15 protein-coding genes and 1 tRNA gene are annotated in these 14365 nt (G+C 67.8%); 6 read left to right on the top strand and 10 right to left on the bottom strand.

Features of this window, described 5'->3' with window-relative positions; translation table 11 throughout:
• Positions 1–43: 43 nt before the first annotated feature.
• Complete coding sequence (locus RAMLITH_RS15045; protein ID WP_168108251.1) at positions 44–1159, bottom strand: sensor histidine kinase; 1116 nt, start codon at positions 1157–1159, stop codon at positions 44–46.
• Positions 1160–1214: 55 nt separating this feature from the next.
• On the opposite strand from RAMLITH_RS15045, the gene RAMLITH_RS15050 reads away from it, so the two are divergent.
• A complete protein-coding gene (locus RAMLITH_RS15050; protein ID WP_168108252.1) occupies positions 1215–1583 on the top strand; it encodes a response regulator in 369 nt (122 codons plus the stop codon).
• Between the two features lie 88 nt (positions 1584–1671).
• On the opposite strand, the gene RAMLITH_RS15055 is transcribed toward RAMLITH_RS15050, so the two are convergent.
• The 5 genes from RAMLITH_RS15055 to RAMLITH_RS15075 form a co-directional block, all read right to left on the bottom strand.
• A complete protein-coding gene (locus RAMLITH_RS15055) occupies positions 1672–4551 on the bottom strand; it encodes a TonB-dependent receptor plug domain-containing protein (protein ID WP_168108253.1) in 2880 nt (959 codons plus the stop codon).
• A gap of 272 nt (positions 4552–4823) precedes the next feature.
• A complete protein-coding gene (locus RAMLITH_RS15060; protein ID WP_168108254.1) occupies positions 4824–5495 on the bottom strand; it encodes an energy transducer TonB in 672 nt (223 codons plus the stop codon).
• On the bottom strand, positions 5492–5917 hold the full coding sequence (locus tag RAMLITH_RS15065) for an ExbD/TolR family protein (RefSeq protein ID WP_168108255.1): 426 nt from the start codon (positions 5915–5917) through the stop codon (positions 5492–5494). The genes RAMLITH_RS15060 and RAMLITH_RS15065 overlap by 4 nt, the downstream gene beginning before the upstream one ends.
• 39 nt (positions 5918–5956) lie before the next feature.
• A complete protein-coding gene (locus RAMLITH_RS15070) occupies positions 5957–6388 on the bottom strand; it encodes an ExbD/TolR family protein (RefSeq protein ID WP_168108256.1) in 432 nt (143 codons plus the stop codon).
• Between the two features lie 20 nt (positions 6389–6408).
• Entirely contained in the window at positions 6409–7269 is an 861-nt protein-coding gene (locus RAMLITH_RS15075; protein ID WP_238344216.1) for a MotA/TolQ/ExbB proton channel family protein, read from the bottom strand.
• Positions 7270–7557: 288 nt separating this feature from the next.
• On the opposite strand from RAMLITH_RS15075, the gene RAMLITH_RS15080 reads away from it, so the two are divergent.
• Positions 7558–7633, top strand: a tRNA-Thr gene (locus RAMLITH_RS15080).
• A gap of 125 nt (positions 7634–7758) precedes the next feature.
• Here RAMLITH_RS15080 and RAMLITH_RS15085 read toward each other — a convergent pair.
• The 3 genes from RAMLITH_RS15085 to RAMLITH_RS15095 form a co-directional block, all read right to left on the bottom strand.
• Positions 7759–8706: a S1 family peptidase gene (locus RAMLITH_RS15085; protein ID WP_168108257.1), complete on the bottom strand. Its 948-nt coding sequence runs from the start codon at positions 8704–8706 to the stop codon at positions 7759–7761.
• A 14-nt stretch (positions 8707–8720) separates the two neighbouring features.
• On the bottom strand, positions 8721–9044 hold the full coding sequence (locus tag RAMLITH_RS15090) for a tyrosine-type recombinase/integrase (protein WP_168108258.1): 324 nt from the start codon (positions 9042–9044) through the stop codon (positions 8721–8723).
• 192 nt (positions 9045–9236) lie between these two features.
• The gene (locus tag RAMLITH_RS15095) at positions 9237–9677 is read right to left on the bottom strand and encodes a MarR family transcriptional regulator (RefSeq protein ID WP_168108259.1); all 441 of its coding nucleotides are present in this window, start codon (positions 9675–9677) and stop codon (positions 9237–9239) included.
• A 142-nt stretch (positions 9678–9819) separates the two neighbouring features.
• Here RAMLITH_RS15095 and RAMLITH_RS15100 point away from each other — a divergent pair, with 142 nt between their 5' ends.
• The 4 genes from RAMLITH_RS15100 to RAMLITH_RS15115 all read left to right on the top strand — a co-directional run bounded on the left by RAMLITH_RS15100 (position 9820) and on the right by RAMLITH_RS15115 (position 13014).
• On the top strand, positions 9820–10362 hold the full coding sequence (locus RAMLITH_RS15100) for a VOC family protein (protein WP_168108260.1): 543 nt from the start codon (positions 9820–9822) through the stop codon (positions 10360–10362).
• 7 nt (positions 10363–10369) lie between these two features.
• Complete coding sequence (locus RAMLITH_RS15105; RefSeq protein ID WP_181017786.1) at positions 10370–11989, top strand: FAD-dependent oxidoreductase; 1620 nt, start codon at positions 10370–10372, stop codon at positions 11987–11989.
• Positions 11986–12192, top strand: a complete 207-nt coding sequence (locus RAMLITH_RS15110) for a DUF2783 domain-containing protein (protein WP_168108261.1) — start codon at positions 11986–11988, stop codon at positions 12190–12192. Before RAMLITH_RS15105 ends, RAMLITH_RS15110 begins: the two co-directional genes overlap by 4 nt.
• 258 nt (positions 12193–12450) lie before the next feature.
• On the top strand, positions 12451–13014 hold the full coding sequence (locus tag RAMLITH_RS15115; protein WP_181017787.1) for a P-loop NTPase family protein: 564 nt from the start codon (positions 12451–12453) through the stop codon (positions 13012–13014).
• A gap of 1 nt (position 13015) precedes the next feature.
• Here RAMLITH_RS15115 and fahA read toward each other — a convergent pair whose 3' ends face one another.
• Positions 13016–14353: a fumarylacetoacetase gene (fahA, locus tag RAMLITH_RS15120; RefSeq protein ID WP_168108262.1), complete on the bottom strand. Its 1338-nt coding sequence runs from the start codon at positions 14351–14353 to the stop codon at positions 13016–13018.
• Positions 14354–14365 lie beyond the last annotated feature (12 nt).

The raw sequence follows: 14365 nt of genomic DNA on the forward strand, positions 1-14365 counted from the left end.
GCGGTCCTGCGCCGATCGACTCCCGCGCCGCGCCGGCGCGGCCTCACCCTGCCGGCGCCGCCTTGGGCAGGACGATGGTGAAGCGGACCCGCCGTCCCGTCATCGCCACGCTCGCGTCGCCGCCGTGGGCCCGGGCGATCTCGCGCACGATGAACAGGCCGAGTCCGAGATTGCGGCGCGAGCCGCCCGCGCCGGCCGAGCGGCGCCGCAGCGGTTCGAACAGGCCTTGCAGCACGTCGGGCGGTATCGGGTCGCTCTCGTTCTCGGTCGAGACTTCGACGGCGTCGCCTCGGTCGCGCAGCGTGATCGTGATCGGCGTGCCCGCCGGCGTGCTGTGCTGCGCGGCATTGAACACCAGGTTGGCCAGCGCTTCGCGTACCCGCGAGCCGTCGAAATCGCCGTTCGTGTCGCCCTTCGCATCGAACACGATCGCCACGTCGGGCAGCGCGTCGTGAAGCAGCCGCACCTCCTGCCGGCAGAGGTGCGCCACGTCCACCCGGCTGCGGTCGATCGCCATCCCGACGCCGAGCCTGGACTTGTTGTATTCGAGCAGGGAATCGAGCAGCGCCTCGAGCCGCCGGCCGTTGCGCAGCAGTGCCTGCGCGTGCATGGCCGCGGCGCCGGTGACCTCCTGCCGCAGCACTTCGGCGGTGAGCAGCATCGCGTTGAGCGGTCCGCGCAGGTCGTGCCCCAGCACGCCCAGGAAGATGGCACGCCAGCGCTCCAGCTCCGCCGCGTGGAAGGCCACCGACTCCGCGACGGCCTGGTCGATCGCCTCGTTGAAGCGCATGGTGTCGGCCAGGACGTGCTCGTCGGGCTCGGCCGCGTCAGCCCACAGCCGCAGCACGCTGGACCGCAGCACGCGGTATTCGGCCACCAGCTGTTCGATGGTGAGGCCGCTGCGTGCGCGCAGCGCGCCGTGGGTCTGGGCCGCGCTTTCCGCGCCGGTCGCCGGGCCGAGCCCTTGCGACTTGGCGATCGACTGGGCCCGGCTTTGCGGTTGCTCGAGGTCGCGCGCGATGGCATCGAGCACCAGCGGCAGGTGGTCTCGCAGCGCCTCCAGCGATTCACCGCCTAGCACTGGCAAGGTGGCCGCGTACGCGACGGATTCGGCAAGAATCCGCTCTCGGGCCTGGTCGAGGAAATCGTGAAGCCTCATGCTGGATGGCGCCATTGTCCACCGCGCTGCAGGCTGCCGGGGGTAGTATTCACCCGTGAAATGCGGGCGACTGCTGATCATCGACGACCACCGCGACTCCGCCCGGATGCTGGCCGCGGTGCTGGAGCTCAGGCAAGCCGACCTGACCGTTGAAGTGGCCTTCGACGGCCGTTCCGGACTGGCCCTGGCGCTGGCGCAGCAGCACGACGCCGTGCTGCTCGATCTGGGGCTGCCCGACATGGACGGGGCCGAAGTGGCCACGGAGATACGGCGCCTGGCCGACCGGGCCTGCCCGGTGCTGATCGCCTTGTCCGGCGGCGTCGCCGAGGTGGCGCTCCACCAGTCCAGCGGCGTCTTCGACCACGCCTTCACCAAGCCCGTGAACGTGGACCGGCTGGCGGCGCTCCTGTTCGCCCCCTGCTGAAGACGGCAAGCGCCCCACCGCGCCGCGGCCCGCGCACCCGAAAAAAAACCACCGCCGAAGCGGTGGTTTTTCGTTCAGGCGGCGCCGATCAGAACTGGTGGCGCACCCCGACGCTGTAGAAGCGGCCAACCGCGCCACGGTAGTCGAGCGGGTTGTAGCTCACGGCGCCGTAGGTGATCGGGTCCAGCGGCGGGATGCGGTCGAACACGTTCGCCACGCCGCCGAAGATCTCCGTCTTGTCGCGCAGCTTGTAGCGCACCGACAGGTCCACGGTCGTGAAGGAAGCGATCCGGCAGCCGCCGGGCGCGTCGTTGCCGTTCGCGTAGTGCGAAGCACAATCGGCATCGTCCTTGGCGAACTTGTTGATCAGCGAGCCGCGGTAGTTGGCCACCGCGCCCAGCTTCCAGCGGCCCACGTCCCAGCCGACGCTCAGGTTGATCCGGTCCTTGGGCGTGCCGGTGGCGTTGGTGACGTCGTGGTTGCCGATCGTGCCCGCCCACTCGTACGTCGTGCCGTCCTTCTCCGTGCGCTGCCACTTGAACAGGTGCGTCCACAGGGCGCCGAAGTTCAGGCGACCGCCCTGGCCGGCCAGGTCGATGCGATGGCGCAGGTCGAAGTCGACGCCGCGCACGGTGCTCTCGTTCGAGTTCACGTAGTTGATCAGCACCGCCGTGATGGCGCCCGGATCGCCCGGGAAGGCCGGCAGGGCCGTCGACGGGTCACGCGACACGCGGCCGGCGGCCACGGCCGACTGGGTCGACTCCTGGTTGATCTCGTTCTTGCGGCGGATCTCCCACAGGTCGACGGCCAGGCTGGTCTTGGACGTCAGGTCCCACACCGCGCCCAGGGTCAGGCTGCGCGCCTTTTCCGGCTCGAGGGCCGGGTTGGGCGAGGTGATGCCGGCGACGCTGCCCGCGTTGCAGGCGATCTGGATGCCCATCGCGCAGCGGGTCGGGTCGCTCGCCGAGCTGAAGAACGCCAGGCCGCCACGGCCGTTTTCGGCCGCGCTCGGCGCACGGAACGCATGCGCGTAGGTGCCGCGCAGCGCCAGGTTGTCCATCGCGCGGAACTTGGCGCCGAACTTCGGCGTCACCGAGTTGCCGGCGTCGCTGTAGTGGTCGGCACGCAGGGCGGCGTTCAGTTCCAGGCGCTTGGTCACCGGGAACAGCGCTTCGCCGTAGGCCGCCGTCACCGTGCGGGCGCCTTCATAGGCCGAGTACCCCAGGCCGATGATGTTGCCGCGCTCGGTGCCCGTCGTGGGCGTCAGTTCCATGCTCTCGCGGCGGATTTCCGCGCCGAACGCCACGCCGATCGGGCCGCCTTCCAGCTTGCCCAGTTCGCGGTTGACCTTGAAGTCGATCTGGGTCGTGCGGCTGGTGGCGTCGTTGGAGATATCGGGCGACAGCGCCGCGTACAGGGCGGACGAGTTCAGCCCGGCGTTCTCCGCGATGCGCCACACGCTGCCGGCCGGCAGCGCCGCATAGGCGGGGCTGCGTGCCGTAGCGGCGGCGACGTTGGCGGCCGTCGGATTCAGCAGGGCGAAGGTGACGTCGCGCTGCAGGAAGCCGTTGCGGACGTTGTTGACCTTGTTCTGCGAGAACAGGAACGCCGTGTCGTAGTCCCAGGCGCCCATGGTGCCCTTGGCACCGGCGACCAGGCGGGTGAACTCCGATTCGACGTTGTTCACGCGCGCCCCGACGTCCGTGGCCAGGTAGCGCAGGCGCGCCGCCGTGCCGAAGTACGGGTTGTCGGGGTGCGAAGCGCCCAGCGCCACGGCGGCGTTGCTGACCGGGCCGCCCGGGTACCCGGTGGAGCTGTGCACGCCCGACGGCGTGGTCTGCGAGCGGGAGTCGCTCTTGTAGTAGTTGAATTCGCCGTAGACCTCGTTGTTCGCGTTCAGCATCTTCGAGGCGCGCGCGAAGAAGTTGACGGTCTTGTTGTCCGGCTGGATCTGCGTGTAGTCGTTCGCGGCGTCCGTCAGGCAGCCGCCGCCCGGGTCGCCCTGGGGATAGCCGCGGCTCATCACGTCGCAGTTGGCGCCCGGGAACGTGCGGGTGAAGCCCGTGCCGGCGCCGGTGTTGCTGCGGCTGAAGTACTCGAGGTTTGTCGGGTTGCGCACGTTGCCGACCACCGAGCTCACGGCCGCGCCGCGCTCGCCGATGATCGCGCCGGTGCCGCCATTGGCACCGCCGGACGTCTCGGCATCGAAGCCTTCCGGACGCAGGTCGGAGCGGCCCACGGTGCCACGGCCCTTGCGGTCGCGGTTGTAGATGGCATCACGGTCGGCCATCTCGAGGTTCAGGATGACGTTGAAGCCCTGGGTATCCGGGTCGCCGAAGCCGTGGGTGAGCGCCACCCGGCGGTCGGTGCCGTCGCCGTAGCGCGACTGGCCGAACGTCGCCTTGGCCACCGTGCCGCGGTAGTTCTTGCGCAGGATGACGTTGACCACGCCCGCCATCGCGTCGGAGCCGTAGATCGACGAGCCGCCGTCCTTCAGGATCTCGACCCGGTCCACCGCTTCCAGCGGGATCACGTTCAGGTCGCCGAACACCTTCTGCCCGTCGTCGGCCAGGCCGTACGGAGCGATGCGGCGGCCGTTGATCAGCACCAGGGTGGAGGCGGCGCCCAGGCCACGCAGCGAGATGCCCGAGGCGCCGGAAGCGAAGCCGCTGCCGAAGGTGGTGGGCACCGAACCCTGGTTGTCGACGGACAGCGTCTGCAGGTATTCGGCGACGGTGGCCTTGCCGGACTTCTCCAGGTCTTCCCGGGTCACGGTCTGCACCGGCGAAGCCGTTTCCGCCTCGGCGCGGCGGATGTTCGAGCCCGTGATTTCGACCCGCTGCAGCGATTGGCCGCTCTGCTGCGCCATCGCCTGGTGGGCGATCATCATCGAGGCCGAGCCGCAGGTGGCGGCGATCAGGGCACGGACGATCACCGTCTGCCTGAACTGTTGTCTGCCTGTTTTCAAGTTTCTTCTCCAGTGCTGTTGCTGTTGTTCAGGCCCCGCGTACTGCATGACCCGCGAAATGCGATGGAGGCGGCCAGCAAACAGAAAACTCCGCCCCCACTCAGAGACAGCGTTTCTACACAAGTGGTGACAAGACGTCACCTCGTTGAAACCCCCCTGTTGTCCAAATACGTCAAGCGTCGACACCGTGGAAGGGAGCTACCGACGGGCCCACGTGCGAGCGCCGTGCGTTCCCGAGGGAAGGCACGGCGCTGCGGGACCGCGGGGGCCGCTCAGTCGATCTTGAAGACGAACTCCTGGGTGGCGATGACTTCGCCACCGCTGACGCACTTGTACTGCAGCATCGCCGTCCGGACCGGCGCGTGGTAGACGCGCGGACCGGAGAGGATGGTGACCTCCTTGACCACCCCGTCGCGGATCACGGCCTGCGCCTTCACGATCCCCTGGGTGCCGTCCCGCAGGGCCTGGCGCGGCATCTCCGGGCGGACCTGGTCGGGGCAGGCCACGGTCATGTCCTGCCGGGCCGGGGCGGCCGGCGCGGGAGCAGGCGGTGCCGGCGGGGGCGGCGGAGCAATCACGTGCGGCGCGGGCGGGGGCAGCGGCACGGACTGCACGGCCACCGCGGACTGCGAAACCGGCGGCGCCACTTCCGGCGGCGGCACGTACGGCGGCGGCGGGGCCACCACCTTGGGCATCTCGGGCTTGGGCGGCTCGATCTTCTTGGGCGGCGGCGGCGGCGGTGGTGGCGGCGGCGGGATGATCACTTCCTGGATCACCGCTGCTTCCATCGGCTTCTTGATGAGTTCCAGGCCCTTGCGGGCGGTGCCGCTCACCAGGGCCCAGCCGATGAAGGCGTGGACGGCGACCACGACTCCCCAGCCCACGGCCTTGCGCCTGGGGTCGCTGCCGCGGTAGCGGCGTCGGTGGAGGGTGGCTGCGTTCATTGGACGAACTGCTCGCTGCCGATCACGGCGACCTTGGTGAGCCCCTTGCGCTTGGTGGTGGACAGCACGTTCGCGAACACGGCGTACTGGGCATCCTTGTTGGGGCGCAGGTGGATCTCGGGCGGCACCGGCTGTTGCGCCACCAGGGTCATCTTCTGGTCGAGTTCCTCGGCACTGACCGGCAGGCCCTGCCAGTAGACGAGGCTCTTGTCGTCGATGTCGATCTGCACCTTCTCGGGCTTGATCGCGTTGTCCGGCGGCACGCCGACCGGCATCTCGAGGTTGACGGCGTGCAGCTGGATCGGAATGGTGATGATCAGCATGACCAGCAGCACCAGCATCACGTCGATCAGCGGCGTGGTGTTGATGTCCATCATGACTTCGGGATCGCCCGCGCCAAAACGCCTGGATTTGAGGCCCATGTGCGTTGTCCTTGTTCTGTCAAACAGCCCGTGGGGGCTTCAACCGCCCAGGGGCGGCGGTTCGGTGATGAAGGCGACCTTGGTGATGCCGGCGCGCTGGCAGGCGTACATGATGCGCCCCACGCCGTCGTAGCGGGCCGTGAGGTCGCCCCGGATCTGCACCTCGGGCTGGGGTTTCATCTGCGACACCGCCTTCAGCTTGACCACGAGGGCCTCGACGTTGGGCAGCTTCGCGTCGTACCAGTAGATGCCGCCGGCCTTGTCCACCGAGATGATGATGTTCTCGGGCTTGGTCTCGCGGACCTCGACCCGCTCCTTGGGCAGCTGCACCGGGATCGACGTGGTGACGACCGGAATGGTGATCAGGAAGATGATCAGCAGCACCAGCATCACGTCCACGAGGGGCGTGGTGTTGATGGCGGAAATGACTTCGTCCTCGTCCCCGCTGGACGGGCCGACGGCCATGGCCATGGCGAGCTCCTCGCGGCCGCTTACGCGGCCTTCCCGGCCGAGCCGAGGATCACGGCGTTGAGTTCATCGCTGAACTCGCGCACCTCGTCCATCACCGCCTTGTTGCGGCGGGCCAGCCAGTTGTAGCCCAGCACCGCGGGAATCGCGACGGCCAGGCCGATGGCGGTCATGATCAGCGCCTCGCCGACCGGGCCGGCCACCTTGTCGATGGACGCCTGCCCGGAAATGCCGATCGCGGTGAGCGCGTGGTAGATGCCCCAGACGGTGCCGAACAGGCCGACGAACGGCGAGGTGGAACCGACGGTGGCCAGGAAGGCGAGGCCGCCCTGCGTCGTCGCGTGCACCCGGTCCACCGCACTGGTGATGCTCATGGGAATCCACTCGTTCATCGGGATGTGGCTCTTGAGCCCGCCGTGGTCGGTGGTGGCCTGCACGCCGCTCTCGGCGATGAACCGGTAGGCGCTGTTCTTCTCCAGCGCCCCGGCGCCGGCGCTCACCGACTGCGCGCCCCAGAACTTCTCGTCCATCGTGCGCGCGTGGCGGTGCATCTTGGACTGCTCGAGCAGCTTGGTGATCATGATGTACCAGCTGCCGACGCTCATGATCGCCAGCAGCACCAGCACGCCGCGCGCGATGTTGTCGGAGCCGCGCCAGAGCGCTTCCAGGCCGTACGGGTTCTCGACGTCGCCGTTCTTCTTGGCGCCGTTGGCCGGGGCGGTGGCCGGGGCCGCCGCTGCGGCGGGCGCGTCCACGGCGGCCGCGCTGGCGGCCGGCGTTGCCGGGGCCTGCGCGCTGGCAGGCAGGGTCGCGACCAGCATCGCGACGGGCAGCAGGGCCAGCGCCACGGCGCGGCCCAGTGAGGCGAGGAAGGGGATCTGCAAGGTGAAATCCTTTGCGTCCGGCGGACGCCCAAAAAGAGAGTTGAATGTATTTGGTAGTGCGCCCCAGACGGCGCTACGCAACCGACGAGTATAGATTCCCCGCCTGGCGCGCGGACGGGGATTAGTACCGAGGCGCCGGGTTGGCACATCGGTTAAATGATTGAAGTGTCAAGCAAGTGGGGCCGGCGCGACAGCGCCGGCCGCCGCCGGCCGAGCAGCGGCCCTGGCGCCTTTTTTGCGGGGACGCCGGCGAGCCCTTCCGCTGGCACGCTATAATCGCGGACTTCAGCCGGTGTAGCTCAGTCGGTAGAGCAGCTCATTCGTAATGAGAAGGTCGGGTGTTCGAATCATCTCTCCGGCACCACTCACAAAGCCCCCTGGCTGTCACGGTCAGGGGGCTTTTCTGCGTAGTTGGCGCGTAACTCGGCATTTATTTTCGTCCACTGGACCAGGGCAGGCAACTTTCGGCGCTACGGCCCATCGGGCCGCCTATGTCCAGACCTTGTAGGCGGTACGCGTGCCAGAGCCCGAAGGATGCGGCTCAAGACTCAGCGCCTCCCGCTTGTCGATGCTGCACAAGCGGGGATCCATATCCAGCAGGCTCACGGAACCGTCAAAGAAGTTAGCTGGCCAGACCGCTTCAAACTTCCTCGGCAATACCGGCCACAGCAGAGAAACGTAGGACACACCACTGCCGTCCTCCGTATCCATCGAGGAGCACAGCAAACCGACCAGCCGTCCTCGAGCATCAAATACGGGACCTCCGCTCATGCCGCCGACGGTCGGACAGGTCACCTCTACGACTGGCCAAGGAAGCATTGCACGGTCGCGCCCAAGAGGATACGTTTCGGAGATCAGCCCCCTACTCAAACGTACCTCCCCCTCTATCTGGATAGTGGCCCACGCCGCGGGCGTTGGGAACGCCTCCTCGGCTGCTCTAAACCCGCAGATGACGAACTCCTCACCCACGGAGGGCATCCTTGTCGTGATCGCCGCCTGAAGAAACTCGTGCCCGGGCGGCAATGCGGAAGCCAAGACCAAACCCAGGATTGCAACATCAGAGTCTGGTGCAGTCGTCACCTTCCTGATCTGCCAAATCTGGAGACCGTGGGGCGTGAACCCTTGACACATGACCACGCTTTCCGAAGAGAGGAGCGCCTCTAAGTAGGGCTCGATGACATGAGTTGCGCAAAGTGCGATCCCAGGAGCGACAAGGACCGCAGACCCTTCCACGCGATGGTTTTCCTTGTCCGCAAAAGTCATACACAGAAGAACCCCCTGAAAGAAGTCCCAATTGCGCAGACTGCATGACACTTCGGTAAACACCGGCTGAATCGGCAACGACCGAAAGGCCATCGTCATGCCTCTTGGCGCACCCGCAGTGGGGTCGTCACCGAAGAAGCCGGAGAGCACCGACCATTCTTGCTTTTCTTGCATCTATCCTCCGCAGATCATTGCCCGGATGTAGATACACAGACGAAGGAGCTCAATCTGTCAGCCGCAGCTGACAGCCCTTCGGGGGCGACATGGGCATATCTCTCGACCATCGATTGCGTCTTCCAGCCTCCAAGTCGCTGCAATTCGCGAGTCGGTGTTCCTGCTTCACTGTGGCAAGTGGCAAATGTATGCCGTAGATCGTGCCAGCGGAAGTCCTCGATCCCGGCCCGCTTAAGCGCGTTCCGCCAAGCCTTCGTGTTTACCTGCGTGATCGGGTTGCCCTCGTACGTGAAGACGTGGGTCGGGTGATCGCCCTGCCGCCTGACGAGCGCCTCCATCGCCAGCTCGATTTGTCCCGGGCGTGCGTATGCTTGTTGGCGGTTTCCTCCAGGAACTTGGCGGCCGCCTCGTCCCAGGTCCGCCGCGGCTTGACTCCGAGGCGATCCTGTTCCCACCGCTCGCTTTGCAGCTTGTCGTGGTACTGCTGCGCCTGGAGCTTGCTGGCCCGTGCCGGTGCTTTGGGTGAAGCGCTACCCCTGCCGGATCAACTGCCGCGCCCGTTCGCCGATCTTCTCGAACGCGGCGTCCAGCGCCTGGCGCTCGGCCCCGCTCAGGTCGGCCAACAGATACTCCTCGCGCGCCTGCACCATAGGCACGATCCTGCGGTACAGCGCGAGGCCGGCCGGCCGCAGGCGGACGAGCCAGGCGCGGCCGTCTCCCGGGTCGGGTGAGCGCTCCACAAGCCCGTCGCGCTCCAGCCGCGCCAGCGCCCGGCTGACCTGCATCTTCTCCATCGTCGTGCGCCCCAGCACGTCGCCGGTCTTCATCTCGTCGCCCTGCGCCAGCGCCGCCATCACCCGCCATTCGTCGCGGCCGAGCGAGAAGCGCGTCCGGTAGACCTGGGCCGTCGCCAGGCTGACCTGCTCGGCCAGGCGCGCGAGCTGGTAGGGAAAGAATTTCTCGAGATCCACGCGGCGATGGTATCGCGGGTTACTTTCCTTGAATTCGCAATCAGCGAATTCGTTTGTCAAGAGGGCAAGCACCCGCTTGCCCCCCAGATCGAGGGTCGGCACGATAGTAACCCTCGTTACCAAATCCTGAAGGGAGCCTCCCATGAAGATAGCCCGCATCCACCACGTCGCCTACCGCTGCCGCGATTCCAAGGAGACCGTCGAGTGGTACCGCAAGCACCTGGACATGGAGTTCGTGCTGGCCATCGCCGAGGACCGGGTGCCCTCGACCAAGGCGCCGGACCCGTACATGCACCTGTTCATGGACGCCGGCAACGGCAACATCCTGGCGTTCTTCGAGATCCCGAACTCGCCGCCCATGGGGCGCGATCCGAACACGCCCAACTGGGTGCAGCACATCGCCTTCAAGGTGGACAGCGAAGCCGTCCTGACCGAGATGAAGGCCAGGCTGGAAGCGCAAGGCATCGAGGTGGTGGGCATTACCGACCACACGATCTTCAAGTCGATCTATTTCTACGACCCCAACGGGCACCGGCTCGAGCTGGTGGCCGACACGGCGACGCCGGCCCAGATGAAGCAGCTGGACGACGTGAAGTGGGAGATGCTGGAAGAGTGGTCACGCACCAGGCGCGCGCCCAAGCACGCCGCGTGGATGCACGAGCGCGAGCTCGCCAACGCGGCCTGAGCCGGCGATGCTGAAGACGTACCGCTACCCCGAGTTCGCGTACCGCCAGTCCGACGAACAGCGCCGCGGCGTCGCGAAGCGCCACCCGGTGGTGATCGTCGGCGCCGGGCCGATCGGACTCACGGCCGCGCTGGAGTGCGCGCACCGCGGCATCCCCGCCGTGCTGCTGGACGACAACAACACCGTCAGCATCGGCTCGCGGGCGGTGTGCTATGCCAAGCGCCCGCTCGAGATCTGGGACCGGCTCGGCGTCGCCGAGCCCATGGTGCGCAAGGGGGTCAACTGGAAAGTGGGCAAGGTCTTCTTCCACGAGGACCTGGTCTACCGCTTCGACCTGCTGCCCGAGGCCGGCCACAAGATGCCGGCGATGATCAACCTGCAGCAGTACTACCTGGAGGAATACCTGGTCGCCGCCTGCGAGGCCAGCCCCCTCGTCGACCTGCGCTGGAAGCACAAGCTGATCAGCCTGTCCCAGGAGGCGGACCACGCCAGGCTGACGCTGGAAACGCCGGACGGCGTGTTCCACGTCGAGGCTGACTGGGTGATCGCTTGCGACGGCGCCAACAGCGACACGCGCAAGATGGTGGGCGCCGGGTTCACCGGCCAGTTCTTCCAGGACCGCTTCCTGATCGCCGACGTGGTGATGAAGGCCGACTTCCCGACCGAGCGCTGGTTCTGGTTCGACCCGCCTTTCCACCGCGGCCAGAGCGTGCTGCTGCACAAGGAGTGCGACCAGGTCTGGCGCATCGACTTCCAGCTGGGCTGGGACGCCGACCCGGAGCACGAGAAGAAGCCGGAGAACGTCATCCCGCGCATCCAGGCCATGCTGGGCAAGGACGTCGAATTCGAGCTGGAGTGGGTGTCGGTCTACCAGTTCGCCTGCCGCCGCATCGACCGTTTCCGCCACAACCGCGTGCTGTTCGCCGGCGACGCGGCGCACCAGGTCTCGCCGTTCGGTGCGCGGGGCGCCAACACCGGCGTGCAGGACGTGGACAACCTGGTGTGGAAGCTCAAGCTGGTGCTCGACGGCACCGCACCCGAGTCGCTGGTCGACACCTATCACGAGGAGCGGGCCCGCGCCGCCGACGACAACCTGCTGAACTCCACCCGCTCGACCGACTTCATCACGCCCAAGAGCCGCGGCAGCCGCATCCTGCGCGACGCCGTGCTGCAGCTGGCCGAGCACCAGCCGTTCGCCCGGTCGCTGGTCAACAGCGGGCGGCTGTCCACACCGACGCCGTACCTGGCGTCGGCGCTGAACACGCCCGACGAGGACGAGTTCGCCGGCGCCATGCGGCCCGGCACCAACTGCGCCGATGCGCCGGTGGTGCGTCGCGGGGAGCCGGGCTGGTTCCTGAACCAGCTGCCGCCGGGATTCGCGGTGCTGGTGTTCGCCCCCGACGCGCCGGTGGCCGCCGTGACCGCCGGCGACGTGACGGCCACCGTGGTCTGCGTGGGACGCGACTTCAGCGACGCGCAGGGCCTGCTGGCGCAGCGCTACGACGCCCGTCCCGGCACCGTCTACCTGCTGCGGCCGGACCAGCACGTCGCCGCGCGCTGGCGCAGCTTCGATCCCGCCCGCATCCGCGCCGCCATCGCGCGCGCCTGCACCATGGAGCCGTCATGACCCTCAAGCTCGAACCCAACATCCCTGACCCGGACGGCTTCTACCAGGAGCTGGTTGGCATGCAGCGCGACCTGGACGACGAACAGGCGGCGCAGTTCAATGCGCGCCTGCTGCTGGTGCTGGCCAACCACGTGGGTGACCGGGCGGTGCTGAGCGCAGCGATGCAGGTGGCGCGCGACGCCGGCACGAAAACCGTCAGTTAAGACCACGCACTGCCCGCCGCGGCGGGCAGCAGCGAGGCGGCAGCCAGCGCGAAGCTGCTGCCGCCTCGCGACCAAGAACTTCCCGGTGTCCTGGTTCAGATTTTTGGCGAGCACGGGTCGACAAGACGGCAAGGGCACCCTCGGGGCCCCAATCTCGCGGCCGAACAGAGGCTCCTCCCAGTCGGCAGCCCCGCCCCCGGAGTAGATTAGAAGGCGTCCGCGTCACTCTACGTACGCGGACTGATCTCAAGGACTCAAGTGCCCGATTCGTACAAGCAGGCGTTCGAACAGCATAGGTTCGTGGTGCTCGGGATGAGCGGCGCGGGCAAGAGCTCGCTGGCCCGGGCGCTTGCGATGAAGCTCCGCGCGCCCCACGTTGAGCTGGATGAACTCTTCTGGGGGCCGGAATGGACCCCCAAGCCAGCGGCGACCTTTCGCGAGCTCACACGCGCGGCAGTGTCTGCGCCGACGTGGGTAGTCGACGGGAACTATTCTTCCGTGCGGGACATCGTCTGGCCCCGCGCTGACGTCGCCGTATGGCTCAATTTCCCGCTCTGGCTCGTGCTATGGCGGGTCTTCTGGCGTACCGCGCACCGACTTCGAACGCGCGAGGCTTTGTGGCACGGGAACCGCGAATCCTTTCGCCGCACGTTCTCGTCGCGGGAGTCGATTCTCTGGTGGGTCGTCACAGCCCATGCCAAACGACGACGCGAGTTCTCTCTGCTGCGAAACAGCCGGCAATTCCCGAATCTGAAGTGGGTCGAAATCCGGTGGCCGAGGCAGGCCGAGGCTTTCATTCGAGCCCTCGATGCGCACGATTAGGTCAGGACTCATCCCTTGACTCGCCACGACGCGCGGGAACGATGGTGCCCGCGCACGGCCCGAAGCCGATGCGCCGGGCGCCGGGACGTTCGCACCAGCCGCGCAGGCCGAGCGTGTCGCCGTCTTCCAGAAACGTGCGTGACTCGCCATTGGGCAGGCGGATCGGCTGCTTGCCGCCCTGCGTGAGTTCCAGCAGCGAGCCGGCCTGGTCCGGCGCCGGACCGGACAGCGTGCCCGAGCCGAACAGATCGCCCGGCTGCAGGTTGCAGCCGCCGCTGGTGTGGTGGGCCACCAGTTGCGCGGCCGTCCAGTACGCGGCCTGCGCCGCCGATGCGCCGGAGATGCGCACCGCCGGCAGGCCGGCCTCGCGCATCGCGGCGGTCTGCAGCGAGATCTCCATCCGGATGTCGAGCGCGCCGCTCGCGCGGGTCTCGACCGAATCGAGGTACGGCAGCGGCTCGGGCGATCCGGCCGGCCGCTGCAGCGGCGCGCGGAACGGCGCCAGCGCCTCCATCGTCACCACCCATGGCGAGATCGTGCTGCCGAAGTTCTTCGACAGGAATGGGCCCAGCGGCTGGTACTCCCAGGGCTGGATGTCGCGGGCCGACCAGTCGTTGAACAGCGTCACGCCGAACAGGTGCTCCTCCGCCTCGCCCACCGGCACCGGTTCGCCCAGGGCATTGCCCTGTCCGATCAGGAAACCGAGTTCCAGTTCGCAGTCGAGCCGCCGGCTGGGGCCGAACGTCGGCTGCGCGGCGTCGGCCGCCTTGGTCTGGCCGAGCGGGCGCCGGATCGGATGGCCGCTGGCGACGATGGACGACGAGCGGCCGTGGTAGCCGATCGGTACCCACTGGTAGTTCGGCAGCAGCGGGTTGTCGGGACGGAACAGCCTGCCGACCGAGGTCGCGTGATGGATGCCGGTGTAGAAATCGGTGTAGTCGCCGATGGCGCACGGCACCGTGAGTTCGACGCCGCTTTGCGGCAGCAGGCACGGCGCCAGCGCGTCGCGCTGCGCGCTGCCTTCGGCGAGCGCGTGCGACAGCGCGGCCCGCAAGGCGCGGCGCGGCCGCGGGCCGAGTGCCATCAATGGCCGCAGGTCGCCACCAGCCACTGAATCCAGTGCGGCGGCTGCCTCCGCGTCCCAGCGGCCATGGCCGCGGGCGGCTTCCAGGTCGAGCACCCGGTCACCGATCGCGACGCCGATGCGCCACGCCGATGCCGCGCCGGCCGGTCGGAAGCGGCCGAACGGCAGGTTCTGGATCGGGAAGTCGGTGCCTTGCGCGTTGGCCGAGGCCACCCAGCTGCGCAGGGCAGGATCGTGCGTCTGGTCGACGGGCATCGAGTCGTTCGC

It is taken from the genome of Ramlibacter lithotrophicus (assembly GCF_012184415.1).
GTDB classification, from domain to species: domain Bacteria; phylum Pseudomonadota; class Gammaproteobacteria; order Burkholderiales; family Burkholderiaceae_C; genus Ramlibacter; species Ramlibacter lithotrophicus.

Bases quoted from the DNA above. Each gene is read 5' to 3' on its own strand.
- RAMLITH_RS15045 (WP_168108251.1), bottom strand. From the start codon at position 1,159: ATGAGGCTTCACGATTTCCTCGACCAGGCCCGAGAGCGGATTCTTGCC.
- RAMLITH_RS15060 (WP_168108254.1), bottom strand. From the start codon at position 5,495: ATGAACGCAGCCACCCTCCACCGACGCCGCTACCGCGGCAGCGACCCC.
- RAMLITH_RS15065 (WP_168108255.1), bottom strand. From the start codon at position 5,917: ATGGGCCTCAAATCCAGGCGTTTTGGCGCGGGCGATCCCGAAGTCATG.
- RAMLITH_RS15070 (WP_168108256.1), bottom strand. From the start codon at position 6,388: ATGGCCATGGCCGTCGGCCCGTCCAGCGGGGACGAGGACGAAGTCATT.
- RAMLITH_RS15085 (WP_168108257.1), bottom strand. From the start codon at position 8,706: ATGCAAGAAAAGCAAGAATGGTCGGTGCTCTCCGGCTTCTTCGGTGAC.
- RAMLITH_RS15090 (WP_168108258.1), bottom strand. From the start codon at position 9,044: ATGGAGGCGCTCGTCAGGCGGCAGGGCGATCACCCGACCCACGTCTTC.
- RAMLITH_RS15100 (WP_168108260.1), top strand. From the start codon at position 9,820: ATGAAGATAGCCCGCATCCACCACGTCGCCTACCGCTGCCGCGATTCC.
- RAMLITH_RS15105 (WP_181017786.1), top strand. From the start codon at position 10,370: ATGCTGAAGACGTACCGCTACCCCGAGTTCGCGTACCGCCAGTCCGAC.
- RAMLITH_RS15110 (WP_168108261.1), top strand. From the start codon at position 11,986: ATGACCCTCAAGCTCGAACCCAACATCCCTGACCCGGACGGCTTCTAC.
- fahA (WP_168108262.1), bottom strand. From the start codon at position 14,353: ATGCCCGTCGACCAGACGCACGATCCTGCCCTGCGCAGCTGGGTGGCC.